The following is a 13,550-nucleotide window of genomic DNA, read 5'->3' as shown; positions in this document are numbered from 1 at the left end:
TTTTTTCACTTGTGATTTTTTGATAACAGTTTATCAACATAGGTGTTAATTCTTAAGTGATTGATATTCTTAGTGTTTTAAGATTTACTTAACAAAAGTTCATAAAATTGTTTTAATAAAATTTATTGAAAAGTTTAAAATGAACACTTGTCAATAACGTGTTTTTAAGTGCTCATAACTATCTAAAAATTTCTGTAGTTATTATTTGATTTATTCAATTAAATGCTGGTATTGTTATTATTTTCTTAAAAACCAAATTTCTTTTTAATTAATTCATCAGATGTTTTTCACAATTTGATGTCAATTTTAAACCGCTGAAAATTAAGTTATTCTGTAAAGTAATTAACAATGAAAATTAAGTTGGTTAATACTGTCTTTTTTTAACTTTGCCGCAAACAACATCACTATGAAAATATCTATTGGAAACGATCATGCAGGAACTGGTTACAAACAAATGATCCAGGAAAAGCTTGAATCTTTAGGACACACAGTAACAAATTATGGTACGAATAGCGAAGACAGTGTAGATTATCCCGATTTTGTACATCCTGTTGCTGAAGATGTAGAGAACAAGAAAGCAGATCTGGGAATAATCATCTGTGGTAGTGGAAATGGAGCTAACATGACCGCTAATAAACATCAGGGTGTTAGATCTGCACTATGCTGGAATGTAGAGATTGCCAAATTGGCTCGTGAGCATAATGATGCTAATATCTTAAGTATTCCTGCCAGGTTCGTATCTGAAGAACTAGCTACCGAAATGATGGAAACCTTTATTAATACTGAATTTGAAGGTGGTCGTCATCAAAGAAGAGTAGATAAGATTCCTTCGAAAAAGTATTGTTGATAACCTATGAATTTACGCATTGAAGTAAAAAAGTTCAGTGATCTAAAACTCGCTGAACTTTACGATATTTTACAATTAAGATCTGAAGTATTTGTAGTTGAACAGGATTGTGTTTATCAGGACATAGATGGTAAAGACCAGGAAGCGCTGCATATAATTGGTTTCAAGAATGATGAAATCGTAGCTTATACTCGTTGTTTTAAACCAGGTTATTATTTTGAAGAAGCAGCCATAGGTCGTGTTGTGGTAAAAGAATCAGAAAGAAAGTTTGGTTATGGTCACGATATTATGGAAGCATCAGACAAAGCGATCCAGGAATATTTCAATACTTCTCATATCAAACTTTCTGCTCAACAATATCTGATAAAATTCTATAATTTCCACGGATACAAAACAGTTGGCGAAGGATACCTGGAAGATGGAATTCCGCATATCGCTATGGTCAAAAATTAATTTTTCGTTTTAATATTTCGATTAAAAGGAATTTTCAGCTGGTATGCAAAATCATCAGAATTTTTGTCTTCAACAATGTCTACTCCATACCTGATCTTTTCAGTTTTATCATAGACAAAGGTTCCGAATATCCTGTCCCATATACTAAGCATATTTCCATAGTTACTATCTGTCCAGGGCAATTCAAAGTGATGATGAAATTTATGCATGTTTGGAGTAACGATAACATTGCTTAATGCTTTATCAACATTCGTTGGAATTCTGATATTCGCATGGGTGAAGTAAGTGAAAAAAACACTTAGTATCCTGTAAAACAGATAGAAAGATACAGGCATACCCATTATGAAAACTGCTATTACCGCAAAACTTTCTCTTATTATAAAATCAAACGGATGATGCCTTGTACCGGTGGTGGCATCTACATGAGTATCTGTATGATGAATAAGATGTAATCTCCACATCCACCTTACCTTATGAAGAAGGAAGTGAACAAAATACTGGGCGATAAGATCCAGAACCATGATCGCTAAAAGTAGTTCTGTCCAAACCGGCAGATTTATCATATTTAACAAACCAAACTGACTATCATCCAGCCAGATAAATAGTCCACCGGTAATTATTCCAAATACTACATTGATAAGAATTACTAATCCAAGAAGAAAAAAATTTGTTCTGGCGTGATTCCATTTATCATATTTAAATTTTACTAGGGCATAGTAACCTTCAAGGATCCAGAAAATTGATAGTATCAGGAGTATCCAGACCAGCTTTTGCCAGTTGGGCATAGATTCAAAGAAGAAAAGAAACTTTTCCAAAATACTCTATTTTAATATTTTAGAATATTCAGAAGGATTTTGGAGTATAGACTGAGCTTTGGTGATTTCAGGATTGTTCTTGGTGTAATACTCGTATAATCCTTCTTTGTAAAAATATCTTTTGATGATTTCGTCTGTAAGCAGACTAACGATCTCCGGCCTTTTATTTTCCAATTCCTGTTTCTTGAATTCAGAAATTTGAGATCTTATTTTATCAACTTCAGAAGAAATCTTTGATCTTAACTCCTCTTCTTCCGCTTTATTCATCATTTCTGACAATTCTCTTTCTGTAGCGGTTTGATATTCAAAATCTGATTGCTGTAAAAAGCTTTTAAAATCATTAAAATCTGAATCGGTAAAATTGAAATTTTCAGGATCGTTCAGGTCATGCGAATAATAGTATTTGGTCGCATAGTCAAAAATTGCATCCTGAATAAGCAATGATTGAGTAATATCACTGAATTCTGATGTTTCCAATTGCACATCAGGCAAAATTCCACCTCCATCATACACTTTACGGCCATTTCTGGTGGTGAATTCGTTATAATCTTCTACCCTTTTTCTAACTGCATTTCCTTCTTCATTCCTGGTTCTATAGTCCAGCGCCTGGATACATCTGCCACTAGGAGTGTAATATCTGGAGATAGTGATCTTTATCTGGGTTCCATACGCTAGTTCTTTAGGTCTTTGAACCAAACCTTTACCAAAACTTCTTGCACCAACGATGACTCCCCTGTCCAAATCCTGAATCGCTCCGGCTACAATTTCACTGGCAGAAGCACTTCTACCGTTTACCAACACTACTAAAGGAATCTTGGTATCTATTGGTTCTTTTTCAGTGAAATATTCACGGTTGTATTTTTCAATGACAGATTTCGTGGTTACGATCAATTCTCCTTTCGGAATAAAAATATTACTAACATTGATAGCTTCATTAAGCAGTCCGCCAAGATTCCCTCGAAGATCCAGAATCACCTTATCAGCTCCCTGGTTTTTGAGTTCTTTAAAAGCCTGTGCAACCTGTGTTGATGCTTTTGCGTTGAATTTTGATAATACGATATAAGCAGAATTATCGTCCAGTAGTTTATAGAAAGGCACAGCATCAAGCTCTACAGAACTTCTTTTCAGGCTCGTGGTTTTAATTTCGCCCTGACGTCTATAAGTAATATTTATATTACTGTCTGGAGCTCCATTCAGCAATTCTCCCGCATCTTCTTTAAAATCAGCCACATTAATATTACCGATCTTTATAATTTCGTCTCCAGCCTTTAAACCGGCTTTATCTGCAGGATAATCTTTGTAAGTTTCCATGACCGTGATCGCATCTTTGCCAGTTTTTACTAAGGCACCGATCCCTGTATACTCTCCCGCGCTGTTGATTCTGGCAGCTTCTACATCCTGCTCGTTCCAGTAATTTGTATAAGGATCAAGATCTGTAAGCATGGATTTAATAGCGGTATCCATGAGTTGAGCTGGATTGGTCTCATCCACATAATTCATATTGATCTCCTTGAAAAGAGTAGTGAAGATCTCTATTTGTTTAGCGATCTCGAAAAAATCTGATTTAAAACTGGCGGTACCAATGAATATTCCGATTAGAACTATCGGAAGTATAATGATTCTGCTGAAGCGCTTTTTCATAACCTTAAATATTATACTTAAAATTCTCCAGGATCCATTTCATACTTTTCTCCAGTTTCTCATAAGGCATTTCTTCGCGAGAGATATGGATGAACATGAATGCGTAAGAAGAAGTTAACTCGTTAGTAACAAGATACTTATTTTTTCTGAAAACCTCGCGCATCATTCTTTTAATTCTGTTACGCTTTACCGCTGTCTTCACCAGTTTTTTCGGAACGGAAACACCGGTCTTTAATCCAGGTTTTTCTGAATTGTCTATGGGAGCATAGATGAGTTTAAGAGGATAGGATTTTATATTCTTTCCCTCCATAAAAAGAAGGTCTATCTGCTTTTTACTTTTAAGTTTCTGATCTTTTCCAAAACTTTCATTCATATATCAAAAGTAAGCATCCTGAAAATAAAAAACCCTTTCCGGGAAGAAAGGGTTCTTAGAATATTCAAGTAACAGGTTTTAATCCTCTGTTTCAGAATTATCGTCAGATTTTCCCCAAACGTTGTTACTTCTATTGATGTCTGCCATTAATTGTGAAGAATCGATTTCAATACTGGCGATCTCGTCTTCAGAAACCGGAATTTCCAATTCATAAGTTGGGAATCCCCATGCCCAGTCATCTTTTACCGTAGTTTTTACTCCTTCTTTAGCCGGCTTTTCCCATCTCATCATTTGCAATGGAATGTAAAATGTCTCTTTGGAACCATCAGTATAAGTAACATTCAGGTCTACAGGCATCGGCATTAAACCGTTTCTTTGAAGATTTACCGTAGTGGTACCATTTTCACTTTCCACATCTCCAATTGCGTAATCAATAGTATTGGTGGTTTGCGTCCAATCCTGTAAATACCAGTCTAATTCAGCTCCGGAAACTTTTTCAGCAATTCTGATAAAATCATTTGGGGTTGGATGCTTGAATTTCCATTCGTTATAATAACGTTTCAGGGTTTTATCAAGATTTTCCTTTCCGATGATATATCCTAATTGCGCAAGAAATACAGCTCCTTTAGAATAAGCAGAAGCTCCGTAAAGTGCATTCATTGCATATCTGTCTGCATGTGTGGTTTGGGGCTGTTCTTTACCAGAATTTGCCAGGTAATTGTATCCTCTGTAAGATCCCTTATGCGGATTCTCAGCATTGGTTCCCATCACAACATTTTCAGCCTCTGAAGAAATGTACGAAGTAAAGCCTTCATCCATCCATTCATGAATGCTTTCATTGGTCGCTAATAAATGCTGGAACCAGGCGTGAGCCATTTCATGAGCAGTTACTCCCACCAGGCTTCCAAAAGAACGCTCTCCCGTGATCAGGGTAAGCATGGCATATTCCATACCACCATCACCACCTTGAACTACGGAGTACTGATCCCATGGATATGGACCTATATGTTCATTATAATAAGCTAATAATTCAGCAGTTTTCGGCTGAAGATTTTTCCAGTTCTCTTTGATCTCATCATTGTCTTTGTATAGGAAATGAAGTACTGTGCCATCTTCTGCTACTAATTTATCATGAATATACTCAGGATCTGCTCCCCAGGTAAAATCATGTACTTTAGGTGCTTTGAAATGCCAGGTTAACTTATCCCCTTTTGTTTTCTTTACTTTAGTCCCTTCTTCTTCATAACCATGACCAATTTCCTGTGGATTCTGAAGATATCCGGTACTTCCAATAGTATAATCTTTATCGATAGTGATCTTCACATCAAAATCTCCCCAAACACCCTGGAATTCACGGGCGATGTAAGAATCGGCGTGCCATCCCTGGTAATCATATTCGGCTAATTTAGGATACCACTGGCTCATGGATAGCGCTACTCCTTCAGCACTATTTCTTCCAGATCTTCTTATCTGTTCCGGAACCTGACCTTCAAATTCCATTTTGAAAGTAGTTTTCTTACCAGGTAAGATTGGCTGAGCAAGTTCTACCTCCAATACGGTTCCAACCTCATCGTAAGTCAATTCTGCACCATCCTGGGTTAACGAATTAACTCTTAAATAACCAATTTGTTCAGGTGAAAGCCCGGTAATTCTGCTTACGATCTCAGGATTTTCTTTTGTTCCTTTATTCATGGTCATTCTGCCATCTGGATCGGCTACACTTTCCAGGCGGGCGTTCATTTCACTTTCCGGTTGAAAAGCATTGAAATAGAGATGATAAAAAACTCGGTCCAGGGTATCTGGTGAATTATTAGTGTAAACCAGTTCCTGTGTTCCTGTATACTGGAAATTTTCAACATTCATGTCTACTTCCATTTTGTAGTCTACATGCTGTTGCCAGTAAGAAGTATTGTTCTGGGCTTGAATAAAACCACAGGTGATCAATAAAAAGCTAAAAAGTATTTTCTTCATTTTAATTGTTTTTCGAGATTTGGTCGGCTAAAATTAGTGCATTATAAAGATTTGCCATTTTTCCTGAAGTAGATAAACTATCAAATTTCTTGGTGTTATTACTGTCTCCACCCACCATTACGGTTGCTTTGGTAGTTAGGCCACTGTCCATGATGACCTGCTTAACCTGGGCGGCTGTAAGTTGAGGATAATATCCTCTGATTATTGCTGCAATTCCAGCTACTGCCGGTGAAGCCATGGAAGTTCCCTGCAAATATTCATAGGTATTATTTGGTGTGGTAGACCAGATCTTGGTTCCAGGAGCAAACACATCTACATTCGATTTTCCGTAATTGGAGAATTCTGCAACCAAACCTGAACCATATTCATAATTAAGCGCTCCGACAGTAAGAAAATTATCGGCCACTTCGGTTGGGTTTTCAGGATCCTGATCGTTTGGATAAACTCTTTTCTTATCAAGATCAATTCCTTCATTTCCTGCAGCATTTACAATTAGCACATCTTTTTCTGCAGCATACTTTATTGCATCTATAACCCATTCAGGATTTGGAGAATAGTATTTTCCAAAGCTGGTGTTGATCACTTTAGCGCCATTATCAACTGCATATCTTATACCTAATGCGATATCCTTATCATACTCATCACCGTCTGGCACTGCTCTAACCACAAGGATTTTTGCATTGCTGGAAACTCCTTTAATTCCAATATTGTTACTTCTGTCTGCTGCGATGATTCCGGCAACGTGAGTACCATGTTTGATATTTTCCTTATCTGCTTCCGGTCCTTGAACCTCATTATTCCCGTAATCGGTATCACTGATATCGTAAGGATCATCTCCTACTGTTGCCCGACCATCTAATTCCAAATTGAAATTTGTAGACAGGCGGTTATTATTATAATCTATCGCCTTCTGAAGTTCTTCCAGGGCTTCCGGAATATTTTCATTCACATTATATTGAATTTGGGTAATGATGGATTTATACTGTGTCATTTGCTGGGTCGCCGGCTTATAGTCTGAAACCTGCTCTTTAGTATAATCTTCAGTTCCCAGCACATCAGAAATTGCCTTGTGGGCTGAAGTGATCTGAGTCTTTATTTGCTGATACTGCTCTTTTGTATCCAATGCTTCTGCATATTCTTTTTCATATTCGGCTTTTGCAGACTTATACATATTGTACTCTTCACGATCTGCTGTACTTATGCTGCTTTCAGACTTTCCTTCGTATTTAGGTTTCAAACGTCTGTAAATTCGAGCAAATTCCATGTTTTCAGCCACAGCATCTCCTAAAAAGTTCCAGCCGTGAACATCATCGATATAACCATTGTTATCATCATCTTTTCCGTTCCCTGGAATTTCATCTTTATTCGTCCATATGACAGATTTCAGGTCTTCATGTTCAATATCCACGCCGCTATCTATCACTCCTACGATTACCGGAGAAGGCTTCTTGTTTTTAATAATTTCAGCGTAAGCCTTATTCACACTCATTCCAGGAATAGTATCCTTGGTAAGATCAGCGTTCGTCCAGTCTTTTAATTCAGCATCTGAAAGATCCTGAACTTTTAATGGGATGGAATCTATATTGCTAACCGGTGTTGAAACTACTCTCGGGGCTGTACTGCTACACCCGGTAATAATTCCGGCTGCAACTATAGACAGCAATGGCTTAAAAAAAGGTATTTTCATTTTGTAGTTTAGTTAAATAATTCGTTGAAGGTATGTACTTTATCTAATCTTACACCTTTTTCGGTGTGCTTCAGGGTAATAATCTCATTATGCGCATCATGTTCCATGAAAAGGTAATAATTTTCATCTGCCGCAGTTTCCAAAAACTTTTTCTTTTCAGGTAAAGTAAGCAGTGGTCTGGTATCAAATCCCATTACATACGGCAACGGAATATGACCAGCCGTTGGTAAAAGATCTGCCATAAAAACCAGCTTTTTCCCCTGATAATCTATATGCGGAATCATTTGTTTATCGGTATGTCCATCTACAAATAATACACCAAAGCCCAGGTTATCTGCCTGTACAAAACTTTTATCTTTTTCTCTTTCCAGAAAATGCAGCTTTCCACTTTGCTCCATCGGAATAATATTTTCCTTTAAAAAAGAGGCTTTTTCACGAGCATTGGGCTGAGTTGCCCAAAGCCAGTGTTCTTTATTGCTCCAGAATCTGGCATTTTTAAATGCCGGTTCATAACCTGTACGATCCTTATTCCATTGGATGCTTCCTCCACAATGATCAAAATGAAGATGAGTCATGAAAATATCGGTAATATCATCCCGATGAAAACCATGTTTTTTCAATGATCTATCTATAGAATGATCGCCCCATTGATAATAATAGCTGAAGAATTTTTCGCTCTGCTTGTCACCCATTCCGGTATCAATAAGCATTAACCGGTCACCGTCTTCAATTAAAAGACAGCGAGCAGCAATGTCTATCATATTGTTGGAGTCTGCCGGATTTGTTCTTGTCCAGAGACTTTTAGGTACTACCCCAAACATGGCGCCTCCGTCAAGTTTAAAATTTCCGGCTTCAATAGGATATAGTTTCATTGCGAAATTTTTAAAAATTCAACGCAAAATAGAAAATCTTGTAGCCTTTTCGAATTATTTTCATTTCATTTAACAGGAACATTTTATTAAAAGGCTTGACAGAATAAGCTTTCAGAGTAAAACATTTTTAATATTTTTAGCTTCAATAAGCAAACGAAGAACTTATGATTGAATTGGCGGGAATTGTGATTTTGGGTATTTTGGCTCAATGGGTAGCATGGAGATTTAAGATCCCGGCTATTTTACCTTTGATTCTTGTAGGACTGGCTGTTGGGCCGCTTTCTACATTTTTTACGGCAGATGGTTCCAAATTAATTGAACCAATCTGGGATGGAGATTCCGGACTTTTCCCCGGGCAGAGTTTATTTTATTTCGTTTCTCTGGCCATTGGAATTATCCTTTTTGAAGGTGGATTGACCTTACGTAAAGGTGAAGTTCTAAATGTTGGCCCGGTAATTTTGAAGCTTATAACCATTGCCGTGATCGTTACCTTTTTTGGTGCCGGTATCGCCGCACACCTAATTTTTAATTTAAGCTGGCAGATAAGTTTCCTTTTTGCAGCCCTTATAATTGTAACAGGACCAACGGTTATCACACCAATTCTTCGGAATATTCCGCTAAAAAAAGATATTTCTGCCATTCTGAAATGGGAAGGAATTCTGATAGATCCTATCGGGGCTCTTGTTGCGGTTTTGATGTTTGAATTCATCAGCGCCGGAACGGGAACTGAATTCACCGAAACAGCCATGATGGAGTTTGGAAAGATCGTTTTATTCGGATTCACGTTTGGATTTACTTTCGCTCACGCCCTTGCTTTTGCTATCAAGAAAAATGTAATTCCGCACTACCTGTTGAATGTTTTAACGCTGGCTACAGTTCTGGGAGTTTTTGTACTTGCAGACATGTTCGCGCACGAAAGTGGACTTTTAGCCGTAGTAGTTATGGGAATGGTGATGGGTAATATCAACTTACCTAACCTTAAAGAATTGCTTTATTTCAAAGAATCATTAAGTGTTCTATTAATCTCGATACTCTTCATTCTACTTGCAGCAAACATCAATATTGAAGATCTGTTGCTGGTTTATGATATTAAAGCACTGATACTTTTCGCTACAGTAGTGTTAATTGTAAGACCACTAGGTGTTTTTGTGAGTAGTATAGGTTCCTCATTAAAAACCAATGAAAAACTTTTCATCAGCTGGGTTGGACCTCGAGGTATTGTGGCTGCGGGTATTGCTTCACTTTTCGGTATTGAACTGGCTAACCAGGGAGTTCCTGGAGCTGAATATATTACTCCACTGGTATTCATGATAGTGCTGGGAACAGTTCTTTTAAATGCTACTACCGCAAGACTTTTTGCGCAATTAGTAGGTGTATTCCTGAAGAACTCTCAGGGTATTCTGATTATTGGTGCTTCAACTATTTCAAGGCTTATCGGTTCTTATCTGAAAAAAAATAACAGGCATGTAGTACTTGTAGACAGTAACGGTTCAAATATTAGAAAGGCAAGAGAGTTGGGACTGGATGCTATACAGGAAAACGTGTATTCTGATGATCTTATCAATAATATTGAGTTAAGTGATGTGGGTTATTTGATGGCACTTACTGGTAACTCTGAAGTGAATACGAACGCCATTGACAAATTCCGCAAGCATTTTGGTGAAAATGGATCTTTCAGGGTAGTTTCTTCAGATGAAATGTATGATCCTGAAAACAATCCAAAAGAAGGACTTTTCTCCCAGACCGATGATTATATCAAATTAACGAACCTGGCCCGAAAATATCCTTCCATCCATGAGATCGATCTTAATTCTAAAGAGCATTATGAAGGCCTAATAGAGATCAGTAAAACAGATCCTGATATCATTCCATTATTTGTTAAAAATAATGAAGGAGAATTGAGTATTATCCCTTCAAATAGCATGGAAGTTGAGATAGAAGAAGGTTTTATGCTTGTTTATCTAGGTAAACAGATGGAGCCTGGCGATAGCGAGGAAAAAGAAAATATCGAAGAGAATATCGAACAGGATTAAGCTTCTTCCTTTTCCATTTCAGCAATTACTTCATCGGTAATTTCAAGGTTATGATAAACGTTTTGAACGTCATCATCATCTTCAAATTTTTCTACAAGATTCAGAATTTTGATGGATTCATCAACTGGTAATTCAACGGTATTTAAGGGAATACGCTGAACTTCAGAATTTTTTGGTTCGATCTCGAGCTCTTCAAGTTTGGAAGACATCAATCCGAAATCGGTAAATTCAGTATAGACAGTTACAAACTCGTCTTCTTTTTCAATCTTACTGGCGCCACCCTCAATGAGCTCCAGCTCAAATTCTTCGAGATCCATTTCGATCTTTTCCTTTTCAAGGACGAAAACACCTTTTTTATCGAAAAGGAACTCAAGGGATCCATTTGTCCCCAGGTTACCACCATTTTTAGAGAAAATAGATCTTACTGAAGCTACTGTTCTATTGGTATTATCTGTAGTAGCTTCCACAAAAATGGCGATTCCATTGGGCCCATAACCTTCAAAGGTCACGGTTTCATAATTGTCGGCATCTGCGCCGCTGGCTTTCTTTACCGCACGTTCAATGGTATCCTTGGGCATGTTCACACCCTTGGCATTCTGAATGGCATTTCTAAGAGAGGGATTAGACTCAGGATCAGGACCTCCGCCCTCTTTAACCGCAACGGTAATTTCCTTGATTGCCCTGGTAAATTGCTTTGCTCTTTTCTTATCCTGTGCTCCTTTTCTATGCTTTATATTCGCCCATTTACTGTGTCCGGCCATATTCTTTTTCTTAAAAATTATGTGAGAATCACAAATTTATGAAATTGAATAACAAAAGAAAACCTCCCCAAATTTGACTTCAGGGAGGTTTGTAATATTATGATTTTCAGGTTTTAGTCGTTCAGTTTAAGAACGGCCATAAAAGCTTCCTGAGGAATTTCTACATTTCCTACCTGGCGCATACGTTTTTTACCTTTTTTCTGCTTTTCAAGAAGTTTTCTCTTACGCGAGATATCACCACCATAACATTTTGCGGTAACGTCCTTACGAAGGGCTTTTACCGTTTCTCGGGCAATGATCTTCGCGCCAATAGCCGCCTGAATTGGAATATCAAATTGCTGTCTCGGGATAAGTTCTTTCAGCTTCTCACACATTTTCTTACCAATATCGTAAGCGTTATCTACGTGTAATAATGCGGAAAGTGCATCTACTTTGTTGGCATTTAGAAGTACATCAACTTTTACCAGTTTTGATTCTCTCATCCCGATTGGTGAGTAATCGAAAGAAGCATACCCTCTGGAAACCGTTTTAAGCCTGTCATAGAAATCGAATACGATCTCTGCCAGAGGCATATCGAAAGTCAATTCAACTCTCTCAGTGGTTAAATAAGTTTGATTAGTGATCTCACCTCTTTTTTCGATACAAAGCGACATTACATTTCCTACATAATCTGCTTTCGTGATAATCGTAGCTTTGATAAATGGTTCTTCTACCCTGTTTAAAGTTGAAGGTTCCGGAAGGTCTGACGGGTTGTTTACCAGTACAATTTCATCCGGTTTTTTATTAGTATATGCGTAATAAGACACGTTAGGAACCGTAGTGATTACGGTCATATCAAATTCACGTTCCAGTCTTTCCTGGATGATTTCAAGGTGAAGCATTCCTAAGAATCCACAACGGAAACCGAAACCTAAGGCTGCAGAACTTTCCGGAGTAAAAACCAGCGAAGCATCGTTCAGTTGAAGTTTCTCCATAGAAGCTCTTAATTCTTCATAATCTTCAGTATCTACAGGATAAATTCCCGCGAAAACCATTGGTTTTACATCCTCAAATCCTGCCACCGCTTCTGTAGTAGGATTTGCAGCGCTGGTAATGGTATCACCCACTTTCACTTCACGGGCATCTTTAATACCGGTGATAAGGTATCCCACATCCCCGGTTTTTATTTCTTTTCTAGGAAACTGTTTTAATCTTAAAGTCCCTACTTCATCTGCATCATAAGTCTTATCTGTAGCGACAAATTTAATCTTCTCACCTTTTTTGATTGACCCGTTGATCACTCTAAAATAAGTTTCCACTCCACGGAAAGGATTATAAACTGAATCGAAAATAAGAGCTCTCAACGGCGCATCAACTTTTCCGCTTGGAGCAGGAATTCGGCTGATAATCGCATCAAGAATTTCCTTAATTCCAAGTCCGGTTTTTGCACTGGCAGGAATTACTTCTGAAGGATCGCAACCTAAAAGATCCACGATATCATCAGTCACTTCTTCAGGATTTGCGCTGGGCAGATCCACTTTATTCAAAACAGGAATTATTTCCAGGTCATTTTCTAAAGCAAGGTAAAGATTCGAAATGGTTTGTGCCTGAATACTCTGTGCGGCGTCAACCACCAGCAAGGCTCCTTCACAGGCAGCGATAGATCTGGAAACTTCATAAGAGAAATCTACGTGACCGGGAGTATCGATCAGATTCAGCACATATTCTTCGCCTTCATGGATATAATCCATCTGGATCGCGTGAGATTTGATGGTAATACCACGTTCTCTTTCAAGATCCATACTATCCAACAGTTGTTCTTGTTTTTCACGTTCAGTTACAGCACCGGTATAATCCAATAAACGATCTGCAAGGGTGCTTTTCCCGTGATCAATATGTGCAATAATGCAAAAGTTTCGAATATTCTTCATCTCCAAATTTTGAATCCTTTCTCCTGTTCTAATCAGGTGAATTTAAGAGTACAAATATAATTGAATTAATAGTCTTAAATAAAATTTCAAGTTTATGTTTGTTTTCTTGCGGAATCGGCTTTAGTTACAGAAATTTAGATCCTATTTTTAAATTGCTGAAAGCCCATATTTACAGAGTTTTTAGAAT

At 37.6% G+C, this 13,550-nt stretch carries 11 protein-coding genes; 3 read left to right on the top strand and 8 right to left on the bottom strand.

The genetic code is table 11. The annotated features are described in order from the left end of the window. Positions 1 to 406: 406 nt before the first annotated feature. Both rpiB and AC2S94_RS04820 read left to right on the top strand, forming a co-directional pair. Positions 407 to 847: a ribose 5-phosphate isomerase B gene (gene rpiB, locus AC2S94_RS04825; protein ID WP_484630381.1), complete on the top strand. Its 441-nt coding sequence runs from the start codon at positions 407 to 409 to the stop codon at positions 845 to 847. Positions 848 to 853: 6 nt separating this feature from the next. Further along, entirely contained in the window at positions 854 to 1,300 is a 447-nt protein-coding gene (locus AC2S94_RS04820; RefSeq protein ID WP_484630380.1) for a GNAT family N-acetyltransferase, read from the top strand. On the opposite strand, the gene AC2S94_RS04815 is transcribed toward AC2S94_RS04820, so the two are convergent. The 6 genes from AC2S94_RS04815 to AC2S94_RS04790 all read right to left on the bottom strand — a co-directional run bounded on the left by AC2S94_RS04815 (position 1,297) and on the right by AC2S94_RS04790 (position 8,659). Continuing rightward, entirely contained in the window at positions 1,297 to 2,115 is an 819-nt protein-coding gene (locus AC2S94_RS04815) for a sterol desaturase family protein (protein WP_484630379.1), read from the bottom strand. The two genes, AC2S94_RS04820 and AC2S94_RS04815, sit on opposite strands and share 4 nt — an antisense overlap. Positions 2,116 to 2,121: 6 nt before the next feature. Further along, complete coding sequence (locus tag AC2S94_RS04810) at positions 2,122 to 3,756, bottom strand: S41 family peptidase (RefSeq protein ID WP_484630378.1); 1,635 nt, start codon at positions 3,754 to 3,756, stop codon at positions 2,122 to 2,124. A gap of 4 nt (positions 3,757 to 3,760) precedes the next feature. Further along, complete coding sequence (rnpA, locus tag AC2S94_RS04805; RefSeq protein ID WP_484630377.1) at positions 3,761 to 4,129, bottom strand: ribonuclease P protein component; 369 nt, start codon at positions 4,127 to 4,129, stop codon at positions 3,761 to 3,763. Between the two features lie 78 nt (positions 4,130 to 4,207). After that, positions 4,208 to 6,100, bottom strand: a complete 1,893-nt coding sequence (locus tag AC2S94_RS04800; protein ID WP_484630376.1) for a M1 family metallopeptidase — start codon at positions 6,098 to 6,100, stop codon at positions 4,208 to 4,210. Position 6,101: 1 nt separating this feature from the next. Next, positions 6,102 to 7,787 (bottom strand): S8 family peptidase, encoded by a 1,686-nt coding sequence (locus AC2S94_RS04795; protein ID WP_484630375.1) that lies wholly within the window; start codon positions 7,785 to 7,787, stop codon positions 6,102 to 6,104. 8 nt (positions 7,788 to 7,795) lie between these two features. Beyond that, a complete protein-coding gene (locus AC2S94_RS04790) occupies positions 7,796 to 8,659 on the bottom strand; it encodes an MBL fold metallo-hydrolase (protein ID WP_484630374.1) in 864 nt (287 codons plus the stop codon). Positions 8,660 to 8,823: 164 nt separating this feature from the next. Here AC2S94_RS04790 and AC2S94_RS04785 point away from each other — a divergent pair, with 164 nt between their 5' ends. Then, a complete protein-coding gene (locus AC2S94_RS04785; RefSeq protein WP_484630373.1) occupies positions 8,824 to 10,692 on the top strand; it encodes a cation:proton antiporter in 1,869 nt (622 codons plus the stop codon). Here AC2S94_RS04785 and AC2S94_RS04780 read toward each other — a convergent pair. Together AC2S94_RS04780 and lepA are read right to left on the bottom strand one after the other, a co-directional pair. After that, positions 10,689 to 11,453 carry a YebC/PmpR family DNA-binding transcriptional regulator gene (locus AC2S94_RS04780; protein ID WP_484630372.1) on the bottom strand — a complete coding sequence of 255 codons (765 nt, stop codon included), beginning with the start codon at positions 11,451 to 11,453 and terminating at the stop codon, positions 10,689 to 10,691. The genes AC2S94_RS04785 and AC2S94_RS04780 overlap by 4 nt on opposite strands. Positions 11,454 to 11,566: 113 nt before the next feature. Next, the gene (gene lepA / locus AC2S94_RS04775) at positions 11,567 to 13,363 is read right to left on the bottom strand and encodes a translation elongation factor 4 (RefSeq protein ID WP_484630371.1); all 1,797 of its coding nucleotides are present in this window, start codon (positions 13,361 to 13,363) and stop codon (positions 11,567 to 11,569) included. Between the last annotated feature and the right edge of the window lie 187 nt (positions 13,364 to 13,550).

Source organism: Christiangramia pacifica, from assembly GCF_057221535.1.
Note: the sequence above shows the minus strand (reverse complement) of the source record. Positions and strands in the feature narration are given on the sequence as shown.

Excerpts from the sequence above, each read along its gene's own strand:
- rpiB (WP_484630381.1), top strand. The coding sequence starts at position 407 with ATGAAAATATCTATTGGAAACGATCATGCAGGAACTGGTTACAAACAA.
- AC2S94_RS04820 (WP_484630380.1), top strand. The coding sequence starts at position 854 with ATGAATTTACGCATTGAAGTAAAAAAGTTCAGTGATCTAAAACTCGCT.
- AC2S94_RS04810 (WP_484630378.1), bottom strand. The coding sequence starts at position 3,756 with ATGAAAAAGCGCTTCAGCAGAATCATTATACTTCCGATAGTTCTAATC.
- rnpA (WP_484630377.1), bottom strand. The coding sequence starts at position 4,129 with ATGAATGAAAGTTTTGGAAAAGATCAGAAACTTAAAAGTAAAAAGCAG.
- AC2S94_RS04800 (WP_484630376.1), bottom strand. The coding sequence starts at position 6,100 with ATGAAGAAAATACTTTTTAGCTTTTTATTGATCACCTGTGGTTTTATT.
- AC2S94_RS04795 (WP_484630375.1), bottom strand. The coding sequence starts at position 7,787 with ATGAAAATACCTTTTTTTAAGCCATTGCTGTCTATAGTTGCAGCCGGA.
- AC2S94_RS04790 (WP_484630374.1), bottom strand. The coding sequence starts at position 8,659 with ATGAAACTATATCCTATTGAAGCCGGAAATTTTAAACTTGACGGAGGC.
- AC2S94_RS04785 (WP_484630373.1), top strand. The coding sequence starts at position 8,824 with ATGATTGAATTGGCGGGAATTGTGATTTTGGGTATTTTGGCTCAATGG.
- AC2S94_RS04780 (WP_484630372.1), bottom strand. The coding sequence starts at position 11,453 with ATGGCCGGACACAGTAAATGGGCGAATATAAAGCATAGAAAAGGAGCA.
- lepA (WP_484630371.1), bottom strand. The coding sequence starts at position 13,363 with ATGAAGAATATTCGAAACTTTTGCATTATTGCACATATTGATCACGGG.